We start from the raw sequence: 23,352 nt of genomic DNA on the forward strand, positions 1-23,352 counted from the left end.
CCCTGTATTTCAAACGAGGCCATGGCCGTCGATGCGGACGACCGGCACGAAATGGACGCCATGCGGCATGGTGAGATGGAGGCCCGCGCCATCCTGACGGAAGGCGACCGGACCACCGCCGAGCACTGTCACTTGGCTGATTGTGCCGCCCACGCGACCCCGCGCCAGTGAGCGGATGGTCGTAGATCCCTGCGCCCGGCCCAGGAACAGCGCATAGAGCGCCCCCTTGTTGGTGGTGAAGCGGATGTCCTGCGCGGTGAAGGGCTTGGCCTTCTCCTCATTCTGCATCCCTGCGATCAGTTGCGTCGGCCCTTCGCCATAGACGCGCCAGGGCCGCGACCCGAAGATCGCCTCGCCGCCATGCGTCACCCATCCGGCCATGCCGTCCAGCACCTTCTCCGTCTCGCTGTCGATCGATCCGTCGCCCGGTTGCGGGATGGACAGCAGCAGGTTGCCGTTCTTCGACACGACATCGGCCAGCCGCTGGATGACTTCCTCCGCGCTCTTGTAGCTTTTGTCCTGCTGCCGCGCTGTATTGTAGAACCAGTCGCCGATGCAGGTGTCGGTCTGCCATGGCTCGTCCCATAGCCTGTCGGTAAAGCCGCGCTCGACATCCTGCACCATGCCGAAGCGCGCATAGGGCTTGAGCTGCTTGCCGGTCAGCACGACGTCGATCTGGCCGTGCCAGCCGATCGACCGGTTATAATAATCCGCCGCCGCCTCCAGCCCGACCGGGCCGAAGGGCAGTTCATGATCGTCCATATACACCATGTCGGGCTTATATTTCGCAACCAGATCGGTCTGGCGCAGCAGCCAGCGGGTGACATAGGCCGGGTCGTCCTTCGGCCCGGTCTCGATCCACTGGCCGTTATTGGCGTCGTGCCACTTGTCCATCGCCTCGATCGTGTCGATGCCGTCGGGCAGCACGGCATGGCCGCCGGTATAGAGTTCCTGCGGGTCCAGCCCCTCCCACCATTGCCCCTTGCCGTCCGCCTTGCGCAGGCGGAACGCATCGTAACGCTCGCCCTTCTTCGGCCCTGTCGGATCATAGCCATAGGCCGGCTGATACCAGTGCCAGGCATGGGCGGCATGGTTGGACACGCCGAACTTCATGCCGGCCTTGCGCGCCGCCTGTTCCCAGATGCCGACGATGTCCTTCTTCGGCCCGACGCGCAGGCTGTTCCAGGCGTGATAGCGGCTGTCGTAGCAGTCCAGATTGTCGTGATGGCAGGCGAGCGCCATGAAATATTTGGCGCCCGCCTTCTGATAGCGGGCCATCAGTGCGTCGGGTTCCCATTTGTCGGCGGTCCAGAGATTCTGGATATCCTTCATCCCCGCGACCGACGGATGGCCGTAGGTTTTCAGGTGATGCTCGTACATCGGCTGGCCCTGCATATATAGGAAACGGCCATACCAGTCGCCCTGCGCCGGCACCGATTGCGGCCCCCAATGCGACCACATGCCCAGCTTCGCGTCGCGGAACCAGTCGGGATAGCGGTAATTGGCGACCAGCGAGGACCAGCTTGGCTGCACCGGGCCGTGCATCGTACCCATCGGGCTGGCCGCGCGCGCGGCGCGGGCCAGGCCCAGTGCGGCGGCGCCCGCCAGGAACGATCGGCGTCCCAGCATCGTCATTGGATTTCCCTCAAAGCCTTTTCGATCGCCTGCCGCGCCAGCGGGCGCATGATCGCATAGCCTTCCGCCGTCGGATGGACGCCGTCGGTGGACAGTCCCGGCTTCATCGCTCCGTCCGCCTGCGCCATGGCGGCATGATAATCGACATAGGTGAAGCCCCGGCTGCGGGCATAATCGGACAACCACCTATTAATCGCCGCGATCTGCGGCGCGGGTCGCAACCCCGGACTCCAGGGGAAGGCGCCCGCCGGGGGAACGGACGCGAGAACGACCTTGATCCGATGGGCATCGGCCAGTTCGGCCATGGTCTGGATATTGCCCAGCACCGTGTCCATCGTCGCCGCGCCGGTGTTGCCGGCGATATCGTTGGTCATCGCCATGATATGGACCACCTGCGGCTTCAGCGCGATCACGTCCTGCCGGAAACGCACCAGCATCTGGGCCGTGGTCTGCCCGCTGATGCCGCGATCGACCTGCCCGTCGGTGAACATCGACGGATCGGCATTGATCCAGTTGTCGGTGATGGAATCGCCCATGAACACCGCCCGCACCGGCTTGCCCTCCAGCGCCTTGTTGTCGGCGGCATAGCGGCATAGCTGCCCGAAATCGCGGGTCAGCATGTGCAGGTTCCACAGCGTCCACCCGGCCTGATCGGTCGGCTTGGGATGCATGGGGCAGGGGTCTGCGACGATGCCGACCGGATCGTCGACATGGGGATCGCCCGGCACCTTGCTGACGGCGAAAGCCGGGCAGGTCAGCGCCAATGCGCCACATAAAGCGATAAGATGCCGCATCCTCTTCCTCATTTCTGATCGGTCGTCATCATCATTGTCGTGGCGCGTATCGTCATGCCGGGATCAGCCCATCGCGCGCGGCGAAGGTCGCGAACAGATCGGGCCAGGCGGCGGCCTGCATCGTCCGGGGCAGGCGCACGCCGAAGCCATGTCCGCCATCCTCGAAGATATGGAGCGCGACCGGGCGCTGCGCCGCTTCCATCGCCTGGAACAGGGCGATGCTGTTGGCGGGCGGGACCAACCCGTCATCGCCGGCATGGACCAGGAACAGTGGGGGCGTCCCCGCATCGACCCGCAACTCGACCGATCGCGCCCGGCGCATGTCGGTCGATGCGTCCGGCCCCAGCAGCATGTCGCGCGATCCGTCATAGGTGAAGGGGGCGTCAAGACTGACGACAGGATAGACCAGCCCGGCTATAGCGGGCCGGGCATCCTGCCGGTCGGCGGCATCGACGGGATCATAGACTCGCTCACTATGGCGCGTCGCCAGCGACCCGGCCAGATGCCCGCCGGCGGAAAAGCCGAGCACGCCGATCCGGTCCTGTGCGACACCGAGTTGGACAGCATTCGCGCGAATCATTCGCATCGCCCGCTGCGCATCCTGCAACGGCACATCTTCCCGCTGCGCCCAACCTTCGCTGGGCAGGCGGTAGAGCAGGATGAAGACGGTAATGCCACGCGCATTCAGCCAGTCGGCCTGGCTGGTCCCTTCATTGTCGTAGGACAGGAAGCCATAGCCCCCGCCCGGAACCACCAGCATCGCCGCGCCATTGGGGCGGGCAGGGCGGCGCACGACCAGCACCGGGCGGTCAATGCCTGTGACCCAGCGATCGGGCGTGGTCGGGTCTTTCGACTGGTCGGCGATCTTGCGGACGATCCGCGCGCCCTTCCCGCCCGGCGGCGTGCCCGGCCACAGGTCGATCAGTTCGTCGGCGGCGTTTGTCTGCGCAGCGGCCAGGCCCGGCAGCGCAGCGAGTCCCGTTGCCGCCAGCAAGGCCGCACGTCGGTCCATGTCGCTCATTGTCCGCCCTCCACTTCGCGGGGGGGCGCCAGCATGATCGGCGACATCGCGCTTCCGATCATGGCGGCCGCGTCGCGCACCAACTGGCTGCACGCCTCCACCGTCGCCCGGTTCGCCGCGCCATCGACGAAGGGCATGGTCAGCGCCGCGCGCGCGACCCCGCCGGCCAGGATCGGCGCGGACAGGTCGGTTATGCCGGTCAGCATCGGGCTGGGCGCGATCGCGCCGCCATTGGCCACCGCCGCGTCCAGCCGTTCGGCCAGTTCGGCCTCGTTCAGCGTTTCGCCGGTGGCGCGGATATCGTCCAGCATCGCCGCCCGCGCTTCGGGCGGCTGGAAGGCGAGCAGGATGCGCCCGGAATTGGAGCGATGCAGCGGCCGGCGATAGCCCACGCGCACGGCAAAGCCCGACAGGCCCGGCGCTTCGATCGCGATGATGACGACCATCTCCGCACCCGACGCGACCGCGAGATGACAGCTCTGCCCGGCCCGGCGCGCCAGATCCTGCATCACCGGCAGGGCGGTGGAGGCTAGGTCGCGGATCGGCGGCTGGCTCATGCCCAGCGCGAACAGCCGGTTGGTCAGGCGATAGCCTTCCTCGGCGCGGGCGATATAGCCATGCTCTTCCAACACCTGCAACATACGGAAAATCTCGCTCACCGACCGGCCAAGCGCGATGGATATGTCAGACATTATGAGCGGGTCGCTGGCGGCGGCCAGAAGCTCCAATATTTCCAGGCCTTTTGTGAGCGCGGGCGCCTGATAGCGCGTCTTGCCTGTCATGCGGCTCCATTTCCCCTCTCCAAATCGATGATGTTTCACCTATAGGACCATCCTCGCCGGTTCGAACCTCCTACACATTATCCACATATAAAATCAATTTTTATATTTCATAATTTAAAATGTGGGAGTAATGGAAGCTCGTCTTGTTACCGCTCCCAAAGTGGGCGAGGCGCATAAGGGAAGGTTTTCGGCGGCCGAAGTGGTCGCGAATCGAACGCTCCGATCGGGGCGTCAGGGAGAGGAAGGGGTTTCATGACCAAGATCACGCCTATGCCGCGTCGCGCCGCGTTGCTGGCCGGCATTTCGATCGCCAGCATCGCGCTGGGGACCAACGTCCATGCGCAGGAAGCCACGCCGCCGCAGCCCGCCGCGACCGATGGCGACATCGTCGTCACCGGCGTCCGCGCCAGCCTGTCGAGCGCCCAGGCGATCAAGCGCAACAGCGACGTCATCGTCGATTCGATCGTCGCCGAAGATATCGGCAAGCTGCCCGACCGCAACGTCGCCGAAGCGTTGCAGCGCATTCCCGGCATCCAGGTCCAGCGTCGCTTTGGCGAAGGCAGCTCGGTCGCAATCCGCGGCCTGACCCAGGTCCGCACCGAACTGAACGGTCGCGACATCTTCACCGCCAGCGGCGCCAACCAGCTTAATCTGGAGGATATTCCGTCAGAACTGCTGGCTGGCATCGACGTCTACAAGAATCCGTCGGCCGACCTGATCGAAGATCAGTTGTCAGGCACGATCAATTTCCGCACCCGCAAGGCGTTCGACTTTGACGGTTTCAAGGCTGCAGCATCCCTGACCCAGAGCCATTTCGATCTGGTCGACCGTTATAAGCCATCGGCCTCGCTCCTGCTCAGCAACCGTTGGGACACGGGCATCGGTGAGATCGGCGTCCTCGCCAGCGTCTCCTTCCAGAAGACCGCCTTCCGCCAGGACACCATTTCGACCGAGCCCTTCTATACGCTCGACCCGTCCGTCCCCGCTGACGCCGCCGTGCTGGCGACTTTGGGCCGCACTGGTCAGACGACCACGCTGCCCCACGGCACCGGCATCGGCGAAGTCTATGGCGACCGCCGCCGCCTGGGTACCGACGTATCGGTCCAGTGGCGCCCCAACGACACGCTGGAATTGACTGCCGAAGTCTTTCGTTCGGATTACAAGTTCCGCTACGACGACTATAGTTTCTTTGCCTATACATCGAACAGCGCGATCCAGCCTCTGCCAGGGGCGCCGTTCACCTATGCCGACAATGGCGATTTCCAGAGCGGCACCTTCATCAACCTGCCCGTTGGCAACAACACCAGTGCGGAGACGCGCCGGTCGAAGACGACCGACTATTCGCTGAACCTGAAGTGGAAGCCTACCGCCAATCTGACCGTCACGGCCGATGGCCAATATGTGGACGCCAAGACGAAGAATCTGCGTTCGATCTTCGGCCTTAATGGCACCGCCGATACGCTGTACCAGGATATTTCGGGTTCGGTGCCGGTCGTGAATATCGGTTCGGCCACTGGCCTCGCCAATCCGGCGACTTACAACAGCGCCTTCTATCTCGACAACCTCAACGAATCGACGGCGTCGGACAGAACGGCAAGGCTGGACGCGGAATATCGTTTCGACGCGGGCGTCCTCTCGTCGATCAAGGCGGGCATCCGCTTCGCCGACCGCAAGAACCGGACGATCGACACCGGCTATCGCTATACCGGCCTGGCAGGGATTCCCAGCCAGTTGGAAAATGTCGATTTGAGTGATTTCTTCCGCGGCGACGCCGACCTGTTCGGCGACATCATCGCCTTCAACCGCGGCATCATCCGCAACTATCAGGATACGCTCGACACGCTGGGCATCGCCGGCGCGCCGGCCTATGTCCAGAGCGGCACCAACGAACAACGTCAAAAGACCTATACCGGCTATGCCACCGCTTTCTTCAAGACCGATCCTGTCGATGGCAATATCGGTGTGCGCGTGGTCCGCACCAATCTCGACGTGTCGGGCTTCTATCAGCAGATCGCGATCATCCAGAATCCCGACGGCACTGAAAGCAACGGTCCGGCCGAATTCAACCCGATCAATGCGTCGCGCAGCTATACGTCAGTGCTGCCCAGCCTGAACCTGCGCGTCCATCTGGCTGACGCCCTGCAATTGCGCCTAGCGGCAGCGAAGAATATTGCGCGGCCCAGCTTTGGCCAGTTGAACCCCAGCCTCAACATTACCGAACCCGGTCAGGCGCAACAGGATCAGTTGCACCTGACCAGCGGCGGCAACCCCTATCTCAAGCCGATGAAATCGGACAATCTCGACCTGTCTCTGGAATGGTATTTCTCGCGCACGGGATCGCTGACGGCGGCCGGCTTCTACAAGAATATCAAAAACTATATTCAGACCGCCGTCACGCCCCGCAACGTCACCTTCAACAACGGCAACACCTATGAATATCAGGTCACGTCCTTCAACAATGTCGCCAAAGGCAAGGTGAAGGGCTTCGAACTGGCCTATCAACAGTTTTTCGACTTCCTGCCTGGACCGCTCAGTGGCCTGGGTATGCAGGCGAACTTCACTTATGTGGACTCCAAGGCGCCGTCGCCGGCGACCACCGGCCCTGTCGTCAACGTGCCGCTGGAACTGCTGTCCAAATATAATTATAACCTTGTCGGCATTTACGAGCTCGGCGGATTGTCGGCGCGTGTCGCCTATAACTGGCGCAGCAAATATGTCGTCACGACGGCGGGTAACGGAACCGGCAATCTGCCGATCTTCAACAAGCCCTTCGGTCAGGTCGATGCATCGATCAGCTATAATGTCACGCCGCAATTCGCGCTGACGGTCGATGGCGTGAACCTGACCAACGCACGCCGATCGACCTATTTCGGCATCGACAGCCGTCCGCGCGATGTCGTCGTCAACGACCGCCGCATCAGCCTGACCGCCCGCATCACCTATTGATGCGCCATGCGGGCGTTTCTACCGTCCCTCCCCTGGCAGACCGGACCCATAATGGACTGGTCTGCCTCTTTGGGAAGAGAGAGGATGCACTGATGCACATCCAGCAAGCCGGTATCGAACGGAGCAGCCGTGCGGCGATGGTCCTGACGACCGGCCTCTTCTTCCTATGGGGGGTGGCGAACAATCTCAACGATGTGCTGATCGCCCATTTCCGGCACGTTTTTTCGCTGTCGGATTTCCAGTCCGGGTTGGTCCAGTCGGCCTTTTATCTGGGCTATTTCTGCTTCGCCATTCCCGCCGCGCTGGCGGCCGAGCGGCTGGGTTACAAGGCGACGGTGATCCTGGGCCTGCTGCTGTTCGGCGGCGGCGCGCTGCTGTTCCTGCCAGCCTCTATCCAACTCAGCTACGGCTTTTTCCTCGTCGCCCTGTTCGTGATCGCCAGCGGCCTCGCCTTTCTGGAGACGGCGGCCAATCCAATGGTCGCGGCGATGGGACCGGCGGAGGGGGCGGCGCAGCGGCTGAACCTGGCGCAGGCGTTCAACCCACTGGGGTCGATCGCGGGCGTGGCGCTGGGCGCGACGCTGATCCTTTCCGATGCGCCGCAACAGGGGGTCGCGGGCGCGGCGGCGGTGCAACTGCCCTATCTCGGCATCGCGCTGGTGGTGCTGGTCTGGGCCGCGGTGCTGACTTTCACGCGCTTTCCTCGCGCCGCGACGCAGGCCGACGGCAGCGGCGGGTCGGCGCTGGCGGGCTATGGCGCGCTGCTGCGTCGCCCCCGCTATATGGCCGGGGTGGCCGCGCAATTTTTCTATGTCGGCGCGCAGGTCGGCATCTGGAGCTACCTGATCCGCTACGCCGAAAGCGTCGTGCCCGGCATCGGCGCGCAAAAGGCGGCCTGGCTGCTCACTTTGTCGCTGGCGCTGTTCATGGTCGGGCGTTTCATCGGCGCGGCCTTGCTGTCGCGGTCCGATGGCGCGCGACTGATGGCGTTGTTCGCGGGGATCAATATCATCCTGTCGCTGGTGGCAGTCGCGGGCGGCATCGTCGGCCTTGCCGCCGTGGTGGCGACCAGCTTCTTCATGTCCATCATGTACCCGACCATCTTCGTCCTGTCGTTGCGCGGTCTGGGGCCGCTGACCAAGGCGGGCGCATCGATGATCGTCATGGCGATCATCGGCGGCGCGGTGCTGACCATGGCGATGGGTCTGTTGTCCGACCTGACCGGCACGATCCGCGCGGCGATGCTGGTGCCCGCGCTCTGCTTCGCGGTCGTGACGCTCTATGCCCGCGCCGCGTGGCGGGAGGGGGTGGCATGATCCCCGCATTAGGCATGGGCACAGCCCCGATCGGCAACCTCTATCGCGCCGTCAGTGACGCGGAGGCGCGCGCCACGCTCGACGCCGCCTGGGATGCGGGCATCCGTTATTATGACACTGCGCCCCATTATGGCTTCGGCCTGGCCGAACGGCGGCTGGGCGTCATGTTGGCGGCGCGCGATCCGGTGGGCGAAGCGGTGCTGTCGACCAAGGTCGGCCGCCTGCTGGCGCCGACCGATGCGCAGGGCGAACGCCACGGTTTCGTCGATGCCGATTCCTATGAGCCGGTGTTCGACTATGGTCATGACGCGGTGCTGCGCGCCTTCGAAGGCAGTTGCGCGCGGCTTGGCCGCGATCGGATCGACCTGCTGCTCGCCCATGATCTGGGGCGGGCGACCCATGGCGACGATCATAACCGCCACCTGCGCGCCTTCCTGAACGGCGGCTACCGCGCGATGTGCGACCTGCGCGACGCTGGCGCGGTCGGCGCAATCGGCATCGGCGTCAATGAAGTCGCGATCTGCGATGAGCTACTCGACCATGTCCCCCTGGACATGATCCTGCTGGCCGGGCGCTACACGCTGCTGGATCGCAGCGCGGAACGGCTGTTGGCGCGCTGCGCCGCGTTGGGCGTGCAGGTGATCGTCGGCGGCCCCTATAATAGCGGCATATTGGCGCGCGATCTCAGCGGCCCGCTCCATTTCGACTATGCCACGCCGAGCGCGGACATCATCGGCAAGGCGCAGCGCCTGTCGGGCGCCTGCGCCGCCTGCAATGCCTCGCTGCCCGCCGCCGCCCTGCAATTCCCGCTTCGCCATTCCGCAGTCGTCAGCGTCATCCCCGGCCTGGTCGGCGCGGGTCAGGTCGCCGACACCATGACCCGCCTCTCGACGGCCTTGCCAGACGCGCTTTGGCCCGCGCTCGACGCCTCGCTGAAAGACCCCTCCATGTTGCAGGATGATGCGCGCCTGATCCTGCTACACCCCCACGACAATGTCCTGATCTGCGTCCGTCCGATCGAAGCGGGCGACATTCTCCCTGCGTCGGGCGGCACGATCCCCGCGAGCGAGGGCATATCCATCGGCCACAAGATCGCCCGCGCGCCGATGCGCGCCGGCGACAAGGTCATCAAATATGGCGCGCCGATCGGGTCGATGACCGCCGACGCCGCCACTGGCGACTGGGTCCACATGCATAATATGAAAAGCGACTATATCAGCAGCCACACGCGCACCGCGCTGGAGGAGGGGGCATGATCCGGGCCTGGCTCCGGCAGGATGGGCGCAAGGGCATCCGTAATGTCGTCGCGGTCGCCTATCTGGTCGAATGCGCGCATCATGTCGCGCGGCGGATCGTCGACAAGGCCGACGATCCCGATGTGCAGTTGATCGGCTTTCCCGGCTGCTTTCCCAACGCCTATGCCGCCAAGGTGATGGAGGCGATCGCAACCCATCCCAATGTCGGGGGCCTGGTGATCGTGTCGCTGGGGTGCGAAAGTTTCAACCGCGAACGGCTGCGGGCGGTGGCGCGGGCGAGCGGCCGGCCGGCCGAACTGCTGGTGATCCAGGAAACGGGCGGCACGGCCGCGACGATCGCGGCGGGCGCCGAAGCCGTCGCGCGGGTGCGCGCCGCCATCGCCGGGGTTCCGCGCGGGCCGATGGGCGTGGAAGAACTGATCGTCGGCACCATCTGCGGCGGGTCGGACGGGACCAGCGGCATCACCGCCAATCCGGCGGTCGGCCGCGCCTTCGACCGGCTGGTCGCGGACGGTGCCGCCTGCTTATTCGAGGAAACGGGCGAACTGGTCGGCTGTGAAGCGATCATGGCCGACCGCGCTCGCACGCCGGAACTCGCCGTCGCGATCGAGCAATGCGTGCAAAAGGCGGAACGCTATTACGCCATCATGGGCTTCGGCAGCTTCGCGCCCGGCAATGCCGAAGGCGGCCTGACGACGCAGGAAGAAAAGTCGATGGGCGCCTATAGCAAGTCCGGCGCCTCCACCATCGACGGCATATTGAAGCCGGGCGATATTCCCCCGACGGGCGGCCTCTATCTGCTCGACGTCGTGCCCGATGGCGAACCGCGCTTCGGCTTTCCCAATATCTCCGACAATGCGGAGATCGTGGAGTTGATCGCCTGCGGCGCGCATCTCACCCTCTTCACCACCGGCCGTGGATCGGTGGTCGGGTCGGCCATTTCGCCGGTCATCAAAATCTGCGCGAATCCCGACACTGGCCGCCGCCTCGCCGCCGACATGGACATCAATGCGGGCCGGATATTGGAAGGTGCGGCGACGCTGGAACAGGTCGGCACGGAAATCTACGACAAGGTGTTGGCCATCGCCGCGGGCGAACGAAGCATCTCCGAACAATTGGGCCATCAGGAGTTTATTTTGACCTACAAGGCTTTCGACCCCATCGGCCCAGACTGTCTGCCGACGAAGACCGGACTGGGGGGCGCGCATGAGCGGGCGGCTTGACAGCAAGGTCGCCCTCATCACAGCGGCTGCACGGGGCATTGGCCGGGCCACGGCGCAGCGCTTCGTGGCGGAAGGCGCGCGCGTCATCGCGACCGATCGGGACCGCGGCGCGCTCGACGGGCTGGAGGGCTGCGACCTGCGCACGCTTGACGCAACCGACGGGGCTGCGGTGCGGGCGCTGGCGGCCGAGGTCGGCGCGGTCGACATCCTCGCCAATATTGCGGGCGTGGTCCATGCCGGGACCATCCTGGAATGTCCGCAGGAAGATTGGGATTTCGCCCTCTCGCTCAACATGACCGCCATGTATCACACGATCCGCGCCTTCCTGCCCGGCATGGTGGACAGGGGCGGGGGATCGATCGTCAACATGTCCTCCATCGCCAGTTCGGTGAAGGGCATCCCCAACCGCTTCGCCTATGGCGCCAGCAAGGCGGGCGTGATCGGCCTGACCAAGGCGGTGGCGGCCGATTTTGTGGGGCAGGGCGTGCGCTGCAACTGCATCTGCCCCGGCACGATCGACACGCCCTCGCTGCAACAGCGCCTCCACGATACTGGCGATTATGTTGGGGCGCAGGTGGCGTTCGCGGCGCGCCAGCCAATGGGCCGGCTCGGCCGGGCGGAGGAGATCGCGGCGCTGATGCTGTACCTCGCCAGCGACGAAGCGTCCTTCACCACCGGCGCGGTCCATGTGATCGACGGCGGTTGGGTCAACTGATGCGGCATGTCCTGCTGATCGATCTGGCCGACGATGCGGCGGCCATCGCCCACTATGAGGCCTGGCACGCATCCGGCGCCTTGCCGCCCGCTATCGGCGCCAGCATCCGCGCCGCCGACATCATGGCGATGGACATCTACCGCAGCGGCAACCGGCTGGTCATGCTGATGGAAACCGGCCCCGGTTACGATCCGGCGGCCAAGGCGGCGGCTGACGCCGCCGATCCGGCGGTGCAGGCCTGGGAAGCGCAGATGGGCGCTGTCCAGCATTCGCTCCCCTGGGCCGCGCCCGACGCGAAATGGACGCCGGCGACCCATATCTTCTCCCTCGACGAACAGCCCTGAAAGGCCTTTGATGATGCTCGCCCGGACCCTGATCGCCGCGTCCCTGCTGCTCGCTACCCCCGCCCTGGCGCAGGGCGACACGCCCCATATCGAAACCAAGACCGGCCGCCACGCCCTGATCGTGGACGGCGCGCCCTTCCTGATCTTGGGCGGGCAGGTCAATAACAGCAGCAATTATGCCGCGCCGCTGGCGAAGGCCTGGCCGGTGCTCGACCGGATCGGCGCGAACACGGTCGAGGCGCCGATCGCCTGGGAGCAATTGGAGCCACGGGAGGGCAAGTTCGACTTCAGCTTCGTCCAGACGTTGCTCGATGAAGCGCGCCAGCATAACAAGCGCATCGTCCTGCTCTGGTTCGGCGCATGGAAGAATACCGGCCTTGCCTACACGCCGGATTGGGTGAAGCTCGACAATCGCCGCTTCCCGCGCATGAAGACGAAGGACGGGCGGGACCATGGCGTCCTGTCGCCCCATGGCGCAGCGACGCTGGCGGCGGACAAGCGCGCCTTCCTGGCGCTGATGACCTATATTCGCGACCATGACGCCCAGAATACGGTCATTCTGGTCCAGCCGGAAAATGAGGTCGGCAGCTATAAAAATCCACGCGACTACAGCCCCGCCGCGCAGAAACTGTTCGACGGCCCGGTGCCGGCGGCGCTGACCAGGGCGCTGCGAAAGCCCGATGGCAACTGGGCCACGGTCTTCGGCGAAGCGGCCGATCGCGCCTTCAACACCTGGCACACCGCCCGCTATGTCGAGGCGCTGGCGAGCGCGGGCAAGGCGATCAAGCCGCTGCCGATGTATGTGAACGCGGCGCTCGGCGACCCGTTCGGCAAGCCCGATCCGCAAGCGCTGTCGAGCGGCGGGCCGCAGGGTGACGTCATCGACATCTGGAAGGCGGCGGCCCCCTCGATCGATTTCGCCGCGCCCGATATCTACGACCGCGCCAGCCGCAACGTCTTCAAGCATCTCGATCTCTACACCCGGCCCGACAATGCGCTGATGGTGCCGGAAATCGGCAATGCCGCCGAATATGCCCGCTATTTCTGGGCGGCGCTGGGCCGCGGCGCGATCGGCTTCGCGCCGTTCGGCATGGATGACACCGGCTATTTCAACTATCCGCTGGGCGCCAAGCGCTTCGACGATGCGACGTTAAACGCCTTCGCCGCCAAATATCGGGTCATGGCATCGGCCCCCTGGGCGAAGATCGCGTTCGACCATCCCGTTTGGGGCGCGGCCAAGCCCGACGACGGCGCGCCGGTCAGCGCGATCATGGGCGACTGGCGCATCACCGCCAGCTTTGGCCAGTGGCAGTTCGGCCAGCGCGACTGGTTCCCCCAGGCCGACCTGCCGGCCTGGGCGGCCGAAGCCACCGGCGGCGCGGTGGTCGCGCAAGTGTCGGCCAATGAATTTCTCTTCACCGGGGATCATGTCCGCCTGAACTTTGCGGCCAAGGAAGGCAGCGCGCCGGGCGGCATGATCGTCAAGGTGGAGGAGGGGCATTTCGACAAGGGCGCATGGGTCATGGACCGCGTGTGGAACGGCGACCAGACAGATTATGGCCTGAACCTGATCGACCAGCCCGTGTGGATCAAGGTGACGATGGGCCGCTATCGGTAACCATCGACTCCCTGGACAGTGCGCAACGCCGTAAAAGCGCTACGAACTGTCCAGGTCGCTGTCTCGATCAGGCCCTCAGGTCGAACCGGTCGGCGTTCATCACCTTGGTCCAGGCCGCCACGAAGTCCTTTACGAACTTGTCGCTCGCGTCCGATGACGCATAGACTTCCGCCAGCGCGCGCAACTGAGAATTGGCGCCGAAGGCCAGATCGGTGCGCGTCGCCGTCCATTTTTCGGCGTTGCTGGCGCGGTCGGTGCCAACGAACGTCTCGTCGCTCGTATCGTCCACTTGTTTCCAGGCGGTGTCCATGTCGAGCAGATTGACGAAATAATCGTTGGTCAACTGCCCGACACGGGTCGTCAAAACGCCATGCTGCGACCCGCCATGATTGGCGCCCAAAACCCGCAGCCCGCCGACCAGCACGGTCATTTCCGGCGCCGACAGGCCCAGCAGTTGCGCCCGGTCGACCAGCAGCTCCTCCGTCGGCACATTATAGCGCGTCTGGAGATAGTTGCGGAAGCCGTCCGCCTTGGGTTCCAGCACGTCGAAGCCGTCGGGGTCGGTCTGTTCGGCGGTCGCATCGGTACGACCCGGCGTGAAGGGAACGGTCAGGTCATGGCCCGCCGCCTTCGCCGCCTGTTCGATACCCACGCTGCCGCCCAGCACGATCAGGTCGGCGACCGACGCGCCGCTCTCGCTGGCCATGCCTTCATACACCGCCAACACCCGCGCCAATGCGGCCGGTTCGTTGACGTCCCAGTCCTTTTGCGGGGCCAGGCGGATACGAGCACCGTTCGCGCCGCCGCGATGGTCCGACCGGCGATAGGTGACGGCGGACGCCCAGGCGGTCTTGACCAAGTCCTGCACCGACAGGCCGGACGCGGCGATCTTTGCCTTGAGCGCCGTGACGTCCGCTTCGCCCAGCGCCGGTCCGGTCGCGGCCGGGATCGGGTCTTGCCAGATCAGGTCTTCAGCCGGGACTTCGGGGCCAAGATAGCGGGCCTTCGGTCCCATGTCGCGATGGCACAATTTGAACCAGGCGCGTGCGAAGGCGTCGGCGAAATAAACGGGGTCCGCCCGGAATTTCTCCATGACCGCGCGGTAGGCCGGGTCCATCTTCATCGCCATGTCGGCGGTGGTCATCATCGTGGGCACCTTGACGCCGGGCGTATGCGCCTTGGGCGCCAGCGTCTCTTCCGGATTGCCGACCGGCTGCCATTGCTTGGCGCCTGCCGGGCTGCGCACCAGTTCATAATCATGGTCCAGCAGCATGTCGAAATAGCTCATGTCCCAGGTGATCGGGGTCGGGGTCCACGCCCCTTCGATCCCGCTGGTGATGGTATGGTCGCCCATGCCGCTTTCATGGCCACTCTGCCAGCCCAGCCCCTGCTGCGCGATATCCGCGCCTTCGGGTTCCGCGCCGACTAGCGATGCGTCGCCCGCGCCATGCGCCTTGCCGAAGGTGTGGCCGCCCGCCGTCAGCGCTGCCGTCTCTTCATCGTTCATGCCCATCCGGGCAAAGGTTTCGCGAATGTCGCGGCCCGACTGGAGCGCGTCGGGATTGCCGCCCGGCCCTTCGGGATTGACGTAGATCAGGCCCATCTGGATCGCGGCCAGCGGGCTTTCCAGCACCATCTCCTTGTCGGGCTGGATGCGGGTTTCATTGGCTTCGTCGCCGACCCAATTTTCTTCCGTGCCCCAGTAGATGTCTTTTTCCGGCTCGAACACGTCGGCGCGGCCGCCGCCGAAGCCAAACACAGGTCCGCCCATCGACTCGATCGCGACATTGCCGGCCAGGATCATCAGGTCGGCCCAGCTCAGCTTCTGACCATATTTCTGCTTGATCGGCCACAGCAGCCGGCGCGCCTTGTCCAGATTGCCATTGTCCGGCCAGCTATTGAGCGGGGCGAAACGCTGCGACCCGGAGGACGCGCCGCCGCGCCCGTCGCCGGTGCGATAGGTGCCCGCGCTGTGCCACGCCATGCGGATGAAGAAGGGGCCATAATGGCCATAATCGGCCGGCCACCAAGGCTGGCTGTCGGTCATCAGGGCGGTCAGGTCCGCCTTGACCGCATCATAGTCGAGCGACTGGAACGCCGCGGCATAATCGAAATCATGGCCGAGCGGATCGCCCGACAGGCCGTTCTGCTGGAGGATTTCGAGCGACAGCTGGTTGGGCCACCAGTCGCGATTGGTGCGGCCGAGCAAGGTGCGCCGCGCCGCGGGCTCCTTCATCGGGCAGCCCAGCGGGTCAGAGGTCTTGGCATCCATGTCTTCTCTCCTGCTTCAAATCGCTGCACTATTTTGTAGGAGCATAGCCTATCGGGACAAAACCGGGAATCTCGCTTTGTCTGATCGATAATATCGGTCGAAGGCAGTCTGATGACGCGCCATGGCCGCAAGGAACTTCCGCCTTGGCCGGGCGCTGATGCGAACGGAGGTGAGATCATGGCGGCACGCGCATATTGGCAGGGTCAGATCAGGCTCGCCCTGGTATCGATTCCGGTGGAGATATACCCGGCCACCCGGTCCGGCGCGGCGATCAGCTTTCGCCAGATCCATGAGCCGACCGGCAAGCCGATAAGCTATGAAAAGATCGTGCAGGGTGTCGGCCCGGTGGATCGGGACGAAATCCTCAAGGGGTTCGAAATTTCCAAGGGCAATTATGTGCTGCTGGAAGAGGAAGAGATCGAAGCGGTGAAGATCGAAAGCCGCAAGACGCTGGAACTGGTCCAGTTCGTCGAGGCCGATGCCATCGACGTCCTCTACTATGAAAAGCCCTATTTCGTGGTGCCGGCGGACGATCTGGCGGAGGAAGCCTATGCCGTGCTGCGCGATGCGTTGCGTCAGACGAAGAAGGTGGGGCTAGGCCAATTGTCGGTGCGCGGGCGCGAACAGCTGGTGTCCTTGAAGCCCTGCGGTCGCGGGCTGGTGCTCGAAGTGCTGCGCTATGCCGATGAGGTGACGCGCGCCCAGACCTATTTCCGCAACCTGCCCGACGACAAGGCCGACGCCGATCTGCTCGACCTGGCCACCACCATCATCGAAAAGAAGACCGCTCCGTTCAAGCCGGAGGAATTTCACGATCGCTATGTCGACGCGCTCCAGCGGCTGATCGAGAAAAAGAAGAAGGCCAAGGGCAAGCGGATCATCGAGGATATTGAAGAACCCACCAGCGCCAAGGGCGGCAACGTCATCGATCTGATGGCCGCGCTCAAGAAATCGGTCGGCGATGGCGGCAAGGCGTCGCCGACGAAAAAAGCGCCGGTCAAGACGGCCGCGACCAAGCCCCGCGCGCCAGCGAAGCGCAAAAGCGCCTGACCCATGGCCCGCAATCCGCTCGACGCCTATAATGCCAAGCGCGACTTCGCCCGCACCCGCGAGCCCAAGGGCGAAGTCGCCAAGGCGGGCGGGAACAGCTTCGTCGTGCAGAAACATGATGCGACGCGGTTACACTGGGATTTCCGGCTGGAGATTGACGGGGTGCTCAAAAGCTGGGCCGTGACCAAGGGGCCGAGCATCGACCCGGCGGACAAGCGCCTGGCGGTGCGGACCGAGGATCACCCGCTAAGCTACGGCGATTTCGAGGGATTGATACCCGAAGGCGAATATGGCGGCGGCACGGTAATGCTATGGGACCGCGGAACCTGGCGGCCGGTGGCAGGCAAGAGCGCCAAGGATCTGGAAAAGGGCCATTTGCACTTCACCCTGGATGGCGAACGGATGAAGGGTGAATGGCTGCTTGTCCGCATGAAAGGGCGTCCAAAGGAAAAGCGCGAAAACTGGCTGTTGCGCAAGATCGAGGATGCCGACGCCGGCGAGGGCGACCAGTTGGTCGAACGGGCGCTGACCAGCGTGCTGACCGGACGTTCGATGGCGCAGATCGCCGCCGACAAGGCGGGCGCCCAGTCGCTAGCCGGGGTCAAGGGCAAGGCCTTCGCCGGCAAGATGCAGGCGGCGCGGGATCATAATGAGAAGGTCGCGGCCAAGCCGCGCAAGGCCGCAGGCAAGCCGCCCGCCTTCGCCAAGCCCCAACTCGCGACGCTGGTGAACGATGTGCCGGTGGGCAATGACTGGCTGCATGAGATCAAGTTCGACGGCTATCGCGCGCTCGCCGCGGTGGCGGGGGAACGGGTGCGCATCTTCACTCGCAGCGGCCTCGATTGGACCGACAAGTTCCAGCCGCTCGTCCGCGCCATCGCCGCGCTGGACCTGCCGCCCGCGCTGATCGACGGGGAGATCGTCGCCTTCGGCGCGGATGGCAATCCCAGCTTTTCCGCGCTCCAGTCTGTGCTCAAGCGCGGCCATGGCGCGCAGCGGGACGATACGCCCTTCCATTTCTTTGCCTTCGACCTGCTTGCGCTGGAGGGGCAGGATATGAAGGCGCTGCCGCAGATCGAGCGGAAGGAACGGCTGGAAGCCCTGCTCAAGGCGACAAACTCGCCGATCCATGTCGCGGACCATGTCATCGGCGCGGGCGAGGCGCTCTTCCGCTCGCTCTGTGACGCGGGGCAGGAGGGGATCATCTCCAAGCGGATCGATGCACCCTATCGCGGTGACCGCACACGCACCTGGGTCAAGGTCAAATGCACTCGCCGACAGGAGTTTATCATCATCGGCCGCAGCGCCAGTAGCGCGCGGGGCCGCCCCTTCGCCTCGCTGCTGCTTGCCCAGCATGAGGGCAAGGCGCTGGTCTATAAGGGCAAGGTCGGCACCGGCTTCGACGCGGACCTGATGGCCACGCTCGACAAGGTTATGATCCCGCTCGAAACGGACAAGGCGCCGGTCGATGTGCCGCGGACCGAAACGCGCGGCGCGACCTGGCTGAAACCCAGGCTGGTTGCCGAAATCGCCTTCGCCGAATTTACCGCCGACGGCCGGGTGCGCCATGCCAGTTTCCTCGGCCTGCGCACCGACAAGCCGGCAAAAACGGTCAGGCCGGAAAAGCCCGCCGCCGCGCCCAAAGCGACGCCGGTCGTCAGCATCACCAATCGCGATCGCGTCATCTTCCCCGAAAGCGACCAGACCAAAGGCGAACTGGCGGATTATTATGTGGCTATCGCCCCCCTGATGCTGCCCTTCGCCGCGCGCCGGCCGATCAGCCTGGTCCGCTGTCCGCAGGGGCGGGCGAAAAAATGCTTCTTCCAGAAACATGACAGCGGCGCCTTCGGCAAGGCCGTGCGGCAGGTTCCGATCCGCCAGAAGGACGGCGGCAGCGAGGATTATATCTATGTCGAGGATGCCGAAGGGCTGCTCGCCTGCGTCCAGATGGGCACGATCGAGTTCCACGGCTGGGCCAGCCGCACCGACGCGGTGGAGCGGCCCGACCGGATGATCTTTGACCTCGATCCCGACGGAGGCATGGATTTCGACCGGGTGAAAGGCGCGGCGCAGGACATTCGCGCACGTTTGTCCGATATCGGCCTCGTCTCCTTCGCCATGTTGTCGGGGGGCAAGGGCGTGCATGTCGTGGTGCCGCTGACGCCGGGCCATGATTGGGAGACGCACAAGGATTTCGCGTCTCGCTTCGCCCAGGCGCTGAGTGCGGCCGAGCCTGAGCGTTTCGTCGCGACCATGAGCAAGGCCAAGCGCAAGGACAGGATCTTCATCGACTGGCTGCGTAACCAGCGCGGCAGCACCGCCGTGCTGCCCTATTCGGCCCGCGCCCGCGCTGGCGCGCCGGTGGCGATCCCGATCGACTGGGATGAGCTGGACGGCATGAAGGACGCGCATCCCTTTTCGATCGGCGATGCGGAAACGCTGGTCGAACGCGCCGCCAGTCTCAAGGGCTGGGGCTTCGCTGCGCAGGCATTGCCCGACATCTGATCCTCAGCGGCGCGGGGTGAGGCCACCCAGCGCGATATCGACCAGCTTCTCCGCGATCTCTTCCGGGCTGAGCGGCCCATCAGGATCATGCCAGCGCGCCGGCCAGTTGAGCGCACCCGCCAGCGCGAAGGAGGCAAAGCGGACATCGACCGGCGCGATCGATCCGTCGGCGACTCCCTCCGCGATCAGCCCCCGCACCGCATCGTCAATCTCCCGCTTGCGCGCGCGAAAGCGGATGGCGCTGTCCATCGACAACACCTCCTCATTGGTGCGGATCACGCAACGGCCGAAATCGTCCATGTTGATGCAGGCATAACGCAGCAGGAAGGCGCGCAGCCGGTCATGGCCGCTGCCCGGCGCGCCGGCCGCCGTATCCGCGGCCTCCCGCAGCATCGACAGGCCGCGATTGACGCATTCGACCAGCACCTGCTCCTTATTGCCCAGATAATGATAGATGGTCGGCTTGCTGACGCCCAGGCTGGCCGCGACATCGTCCAGCGAGGCGGCATGATAGCCGCGTGCGTTGAACATTCGCACCGCCGCCAGCAGCACGGCTTCGCGCTTTTCCGCCCGGTCATGCTCGCGTTCCGCCTTGCTGCGGAAGGGGGAAGGCACGGCGGCGGCGGGAACGGCGGGCTTGGGCAACATTGTCTCCTTGGGCGTTAGAAGCATTGACAACAAACGCCCGGACAATCAATATACCCATGAGTATAGAAAATACGAGTGAGTTTATGCTGACCGAGATTCAGGCTGCCATCCGCGACACGGTGCGCGACTTCGCGCAGGAGACGATCCGCCCGCACAGTGCTCGCTTCGAATCGGAAGGCGGCTATCCGCCCGAACTGTTCCGCGAGATGGCGGGCCTGGGCCTGTGGGGCATGACCGCGCCCGAAGCCTTTGGCGGCGCGGAAACGGACGCCGTTTCCTATGCGCTGGCGCTGATGGAGATCGCGGCGGCCGACGGGGCGCTCTCCACCATCGTTTCGATCCAGAATTCGATCCTTGTGTCCGGCCTGCTCAAGGACGGCAGCGATGCGCAGAAAGCGCGCTTCCTGCCGGACCTGATCGGCGGGCGCATGATCGGCGCCTTTGCGCTGACCGAAGCCGATGCAGGGTCCGACGCTTCTGCGGTGCGCACCCGCGCGACCAAGGTGGACGGCGGCTGGCGCATCACGGGGGCCAAACAGTTCATCACATCGGGCAAGATCGCCGGCCTGGTCATGATCGTCGCGGTGACCGATCCCGACGCCGGCAAGAAGGGCCTGTCGGTCTTCCTCGTGCCGACCGACCGGCCCGGCTATGGCGTGGACAAGGTCGAGCATAAAATGGGGCAGGGGGCTTCGGACACCTGCGCCTTGCGCTTTGACGACATGTTCGTGGAGCATGACCTGCTGATCGGCCAACCTGGACAGGGCTATCGTATCGCACTGGCTAATCTGGAAACCGGCCGCATCGGCATCGCCGCCCAATGTGTCGGCATGGCGCAGGCCGCGCTCGACATTGCGGTTGCCTATGCCAAGGATCGCAAGAGCTTCGGGAAAGCCATTATGGAGCATCAGGCGGTGGGCTTCCGCCTCGCCGACCTCGCCACCCGGCTGGAAGCGGCGCGGCAACTCGTCCTGCACGCCGCACGGACCAAGGATGCGGGCCTGCCCTGCCTCGCCGAAGCGTCCATGGCCAAGCTGTTCGCGTCCGAAGCGGCCGAAGCGATCGTGTCCGGCGCGCTCCAGACGCTGGGCGGCTATGGCTATCTGGAGGAATATGGCGTCGCCAAAATATACCGCGATGTCCGCGTCTGCCAGATTTACGAAGGCACGTCGGACATCCAGCGCATGGTCATCGCGCGCAGCCTTTAAGCAGGAGTCATAAGATGCAGAACGATCCCATTGTCATCGCCAGCTATGCCCGCACCCCGATGGGCGGGTTCCAGGGCGCATTGTCGGCGGTCAAGGCCACCGATCTGGGCGCAGCGGCGGTCAGGGCCGCGGTGGCGCGCGCGGGCGTGGCGGCCGATGCGGTCGATCGCATCTATATGGGCTGTGTCCTGCCCGCTGGTCTGGGGCAAGCGCCTGCGCGACAGGCGGCGCTGGCGGCTGGCCTTGGCCTCAATACCGAAGCGACCACGGTCAACAAGATGTGCGGTTCGGGGATGCAGGCCGCGATCATGGCGCATGAGGCGCTCGCCAGCGGCGCGGCGGACATCGTGATCGCAGGCGGCATGGAAAGCATGAGCAATGCGCCCTACGCCTTGCCCAAGCATCGCTCTGGCGCGCGGATCGGCCATGACCGCATCGTCGACACGATGATGATGGACGGCCTGGAGGACGCCTATGAACCGGGCAAGGCGATGGGCGTGTTCGCGGAAGAAGCGGTGCGCGACTATCAGTTCACGCGCGCGGATCAGGACGCCTATGCCGTCCGCTCGCTCGAACGCGCCAATGCCGCGATCGGCAGCGGGGCCTTCGCCCGCGAAATCACGCCCGTCACGGTCAAGGGGCGCGGCGGCGACACGATCGTCGATACCGACGAGCAGCCGGGCAAGGCCAAGCCCGACAAGATCCCGTCGCTCAAGCCCGCTTTTGTCAAGGACGGCACGATCACCGCCGCCAATGCCTCCTCCATATCGGACGGCGCGGCGGCGCTGGTCATGACCCGCGCCAGCGTGGCGGCGAAGCTTGGCCTCAAGACTGTGGCCAAGGTCGTCGCCACCGCCGGCCATGCGCATGAGCCGTCCAAATTCACCACCGCGCCGGTGCCTGCCATGCGCAAGGTGCTGGAGAAAGCCGGCTGGTCGGTCGCCGATGTCGATCTTTTCGAAGTCAACGAAGCCTTTGCCGTGGTCGCCATGATCGCCGCGAAGGAACTGGGCATCCCGGCCGACCGTATCAACGTCAATGGCGGCGCGACCGCGCTCGGTCATCCGATCGGCGCATCGGGCGCGCGCATTCTGGCGACTTTGATTGCCGCGCTGGAGACGCGCGGCCTGAAGCGTGGTGTGGCCAGCCTGTGCATTGGCGGTGGTGAAGCCACGGCGATGGCCGTCGAATTAATCTGAAGGGGACAGCGAGATGGACATCAAAGACGTAGCGGCGATCGTCACCGGCGGCGCATCAGGCCTGGGCAAGGCGACCGCGACGATGCTGGCGCAGCAAGGCGCCAAGGTCGCGATCTTCGACCTCAATGAAGAGGCAGGACAGGCGACCGCGCAAGCGCTGGGAGGTGTCTATGTCGCTGTCAATGTTGCGGACGAGGCCAGCGTTTCGGCGGGTCTGGACGCGGCGGAAGCGGCGCATGGCGTCGCCCGCATCCTCGTCAACTGCGCCGGGATCGCTCCGGCGATCAAGACGGTGGGCAAGGAAAATGCGCCGCATCCGCTTGATGCCTTCGCCAAGACGGTGACGGTCAATCTGATCGGCAGTTTCAACATGATCGCCAAATTTTCCGCCCGGCTTGCCGCTGCGGAAGAGATAGACGGCGAACGCGGCGTCATCGTCAACACCGCATCGGTCGCGGCCTATGACGGGCAGATCGGCCAGGCGGCCTATAGCGCGTCCAAGGGCGGCGTGGTCGGCATGACCCTGCCGATCGCCCGCGACCTGGCCCAGCACAAGATCCGGGTGATGACGATCGCGCCCGGCATCTTCCTGACGCCGATGCTGGAGGCCTTCCCGCAACAGGTGCAGGACGCATTGGGCGCGCAGGTGCCGCATCCCAGCCGCCTGGGCAAACCGGCTGAATATGCGCAACTGGTGGAAAGCATCGTCCGCAACCCGATGCTGAACGGCGAGGTCATCCGCCTGGACGGCGCGATCCGCATGGCGCCGCGCTAAATAAAAAAGCCCCCGGATCGGCGTGCAGTCCGATCCGGGAGCGGG

Annotated in this window: 17 protein-coding genes and 1 pseudogene; 12 read left to right on the top strand and 6 right to left on the bottom strand. The window is 64.9% G+C overall.

Features of this window, described 5'->3' with window-relative positions:
* Positions 1–9: 9 nt before the first annotated feature.
* The 4 genes from V473_RS17480 to V473_RS17495 are packed head-to-tail and all read right to left on the bottom strand — an operon-like array spanning position 10 to position 4,232.
* The gene (locus V473_RS17480) at positions 10–1,635 is read right to left on the bottom strand and encodes an alpha-L-fucosidase (RefSeq protein ID WP_066607996.1); all 1,626 of its coding nucleotides are present in this window, start codon (positions 1,633–1,635) and stop codon (positions 10–12) included.
* Positions 1,632–2,429 carry an SGNH/GDSL hydrolase family protein gene (locus tag V473_RS17485; RefSeq protein WP_201785548.1) on the bottom strand — a complete coding sequence of 266 codons (798 nt, stop codon included), beginning with the start codon at positions 2,427–2,429 and terminating at the stop codon, positions 1,632–1,634. The genes V473_RS17480 and V473_RS17485 overlap by 4 nt, the downstream gene beginning before the upstream one ends.
* Before the next feature lie 52 nt (positions 2,430–2,481).
* Positions 2,482–3,450 (bottom strand): alpha/beta hydrolase, encoded by a 969-nt coding sequence (locus tag V473_RS17490; RefSeq protein WP_066608000.1) that lies wholly within the window; start codon positions 3,448–3,450, stop codon positions 2,482–2,484.
* Entirely contained in the window at positions 3,447–4,232 is a 786-nt protein-coding gene (locus tag V473_RS17495; RefSeq protein ID WP_066608004.1) for an IclR family transcriptional regulator, read from the bottom strand. The genes V473_RS17490 and V473_RS17495 overlap by 4 nt, the downstream gene beginning before the upstream one ends.
* A 252-nt stretch (positions 4,233–4,484) precedes the next feature.
* Here V473_RS17495 and V473_RS17500 point away from each other — a divergent pair, with 252 nt between their 5' ends.
* The 7 genes and pseudogenes from V473_RS17500 to V473_RS17530 all read left to right on the top strand — a co-directional run bounded on the left by V473_RS17500 (position 4,485) and on the right by V473_RS17530 (position 13,650).
* Complete coding sequence (locus V473_RS17500; RefSeq protein WP_066608007.1) at positions 4,485–7,178, top strand: TonB-dependent receptor; 2,694 nt, start codon at positions 4,485–4,487, stop codon at positions 7,176–7,178.
* Between the two features lie 92 nt (positions 7,179–7,270).
* Positions 7,271–8,494 (top strand): L-fucose:H+ symporter permease, encoded by a 1,224-nt coding sequence (fucP, locus tag V473_RS17505; protein ID WP_066608008.1) that lies wholly within the window; start codon positions 7,271–7,273, stop codon positions 8,492–8,494.
* Positions 8,491–9,432, top strand: a pseudogene (locus tag V473_RS17510) (aldo/keto reductase); the annotation flags it as partial. The gene fucP and the pseudogene V473_RS17510, both read left to right, overlap by 4 nt.
* A gap of 314 nt (positions 9,433–9,746) precedes the next feature.
* Positions 9,747–10,973, top strand: coding sequence for a UxaA family hydrolase (locus V473_RS17515; RefSeq protein ID WP_066608010.1), 1,227 nt, complete (start codon positions 9,747–9,749; stop codon positions 10,971–10,973).
* Positions 10,957–11,688, top strand: a complete 732-nt coding sequence (locus tag V473_RS17520) for an SDR family oxidoreductase (RefSeq protein WP_066608013.1) — start codon at positions 10,957–10,959, stop codon at positions 11,686–11,688. Before V473_RS17515 ends, V473_RS17520 begins: the two co-directional genes overlap by 17 nt.
* Entirely contained in the window at positions 11,688–12,032 is a 345-nt protein-coding gene (locus tag V473_RS17525) for an L-rhamnose mutarotase (protein ID WP_066608016.1), read from the top strand. Before V473_RS17520 ends, V473_RS17525 begins: the two co-directional genes overlap by 1 nt.
* Before the next feature lie 10 nt (positions 12,033–12,042).
* Positions 12,043–13,650, top strand: coding sequence for a DUF5597 domain-containing protein (locus V473_RS17530; RefSeq protein ID WP_066608020.1), 1,608 nt, complete (start codon positions 12,043–12,045; stop codon positions 13,648–13,650).
* 67 nt (positions 13,651–13,717) lie between these two features.
* Here the strand turns inward: V473_RS17530 and katG are convergent, their stop codons facing one another.
* On the bottom strand, positions 13,718–15,922 hold the full coding sequence (gene katG / locus V473_RS17535; RefSeq protein WP_066608029.1) for a catalase/peroxidase HPI: 2,205 nt from the start codon (positions 15,920–15,922) through the stop codon (positions 13,718–13,720).
* 177 nt (positions 15,923–16,099) lie between these two features.
* Here katG and ku point away from each other — a divergent pair, with 177 nt between their 5' ends.
* Both ku and ligD read left to right on the top strand, forming a co-directional pair.
* Entirely contained in the window at positions 16,100–16,972 is an 873-nt protein-coding gene (gene ku / locus V473_RS17540) for a non-homologous end joining protein Ku (RefSeq protein ID WP_066608732.1), read from the top strand.
* A gap of 3 nt (positions 16,973–16,975) precedes the next feature.
* Positions 16,976–19,477 carry a DNA ligase D gene (ligD, locus tag V473_RS17545; protein WP_066608032.1) on the top strand — a complete coding sequence of 834 codons (2,502 nt, stop codon included), beginning with the start codon at positions 16,976–16,978 and terminating at the stop codon, positions 19,475–19,477.
* 3 nt (positions 19,478–19,480) lie between these two features.
* Here the strand turns inward: ligD and V473_RS17550 are convergent, their stop codons facing one another.
* Positions 19,481–20,125, bottom strand: coding sequence for a TetR/AcrR family transcriptional regulator (locus tag V473_RS17550; protein ID WP_066608034.1), 645 nt, complete (start codon positions 20,123–20,125; stop codon positions 19,481–19,483).
* 83 nt (positions 20,126–20,208) lie between these two features.
* Between V473_RS17550 and V473_RS17555 the strand changes: the two genes are divergently transcribed.
* The 3 genes from V473_RS17555 to V473_RS17565 are packed head-to-tail and all read left to right on the top strand — an operon-like array spanning position 20,209 to position 23,307.
* On the top strand, positions 20,209–21,333 hold the full coding sequence (locus V473_RS17555) for an acyl-CoA dehydrogenase family protein (RefSeq protein WP_066608038.1): 1,125 nt from the start codon (positions 20,209–20,211) through the stop codon (positions 21,331–21,333).
* 14 nt (positions 21,334–21,347) lie between these two features.
* Entirely contained in the window at positions 21,348–22,532 is a 1,185-nt protein-coding gene (locus tag V473_RS17560; RefSeq protein ID WP_066608039.1) for an acetyl-CoA C-acyltransferase, read from the top strand.
* 13 nt (positions 22,533–22,545) lie between these two features.
* On the top strand, positions 22,546–23,307 hold the full coding sequence (locus tag V473_RS17565) for an SDR family NAD(P)-dependent oxidoreductase (protein ID WP_066608042.1): 762 nt from the start codon (positions 22,546–22,548) through the stop codon (positions 23,305–23,307).
* Positions 23,308–23,352 lie beyond the last annotated feature (45 nt).

Origin of the sequence: Sphingobium cupriresistens LL01 (genome assembly GCF_001046645.1) — a bacterium.
GTDB lineage: Bacteria > Pseudomonadota > Alphaproteobacteria > Sphingomonadales > Sphingomonadaceae > Sphingobium > Sphingobium cupriresistens.

What these genes read in the sequence shown, in the direction of transcription:
- V473_RS17490 (WP_066608000.1), bottom strand. Translation starts at nt 3,450, where the DNA reads ATGAGCGACATGGACCGACGTGCGGCCTTGCTGGCGGCAACGGGACTC.
- ligD (WP_066608032.1), top strand. Translation starts at nt 16,976, where the DNA reads ATGGCCCGCAATCCGCTCGACGCCTATAATGCCAAGCGCGACTTCGCC.
- V473_RS17515 (WP_066608010.1), top strand. Translation starts at nt 9,747, where the DNA reads ATGATCCGGGCCTGGCTCCGGCAGGATGGGCGCAAGGGCATCCGTAAT.
- V473_RS17495 (WP_066608004.1), bottom strand. Translation starts at nt 4,232, where the DNA reads ATGACAGGCAAGACGCGCTATCAGGCGCCCGCGCTCACAAAAGGCCTG.
- ku (WP_066608732.1), top strand. Translation starts at nt 16,100, where the DNA reads ATGGCGGCACGCGCATATTGGCAGGGTCAGATCAGGCTCGCCCTGGTA.
- V473_RS17560 (WP_066608039.1), top strand. Translation starts at nt 21,348, where the DNA reads ATGCAGAACGATCCCATTGTCATCGCCAGCTATGCCCGCACCCCGATG.
- katG (WP_066608029.1), bottom strand. Translation starts at nt 15,922, where the DNA reads ATGGATGCCAAGACCTCTGACCCGCTGGGCTGCCCGATGAAGGAGCCC.
- V473_RS17530 (WP_066608020.1), top strand. Translation starts at nt 12,043, where the DNA reads ATGATGCTCGCCCGGACCCTGATCGCCGCGTCCCTGCTGCTCGCTACC.
- V473_RS17525 (WP_066608016.1), top strand. Translation starts at nt 11,688, where the DNA reads ATGCGGCATGTCCTGCTGATCGATCTGGCCGACGATGCGGCGGCCATC.
- V473_RS17555 (WP_066608038.1), top strand. Translation starts at nt 20,209, where the DNA reads ATGCTGACCGAGATTCAGGCTGCCATCCGCGACACGGTGCGCGACTTC.
- V473_RS17485 (WP_201785548.1), bottom strand. Translation starts at nt 2,429, where the DNA reads ATGCGGCATCTTATCGCTTTATGTGGCGCATTGGCGCTGACCTGCCCG.
- V473_RS17480 (WP_066607996.1), bottom strand. Translation starts at nt 1,635, where the DNA reads ATGACGATGCTGGGACGCCGATCGTTCCTGGCGGGCGCCGCCGCACTG.
- V473_RS17520 (WP_066608013.1), top strand. Translation starts at nt 10,957, where the DNA reads ATGAGCGGGCGGCTTGACAGCAAGGTCGCCCTCATCACAGCGGCTGCA.
- V473_RS17565 (WP_066608042.1), top strand. Translation starts at nt 22,546, where the DNA reads ATGGACATCAAAGACGTAGCGGCGATCGTCACCGGCGGCGCATCAGGC.
- V473_RS17550 (WP_066608034.1), bottom strand. Translation starts at nt 20,125, where the DNA reads ATGTTGCCCAAGCCCGCCGTTCCCGCCGCCGCCGTGCCTTCCCCCTTC.
- fucP (WP_066608008.1), top strand. Translation starts at nt 7,271, where the DNA reads ATGCACATCCAGCAAGCCGGTATCGAACGGAGCAGCCGTGCGGCGATG.
- V473_RS17500 (WP_066608007.1), top strand. Translation starts at nt 4,485, where the DNA reads ATGACCAAGATCACGCCTATGCCGCGTCGCGCCGCGTTGCTGGCCGGC.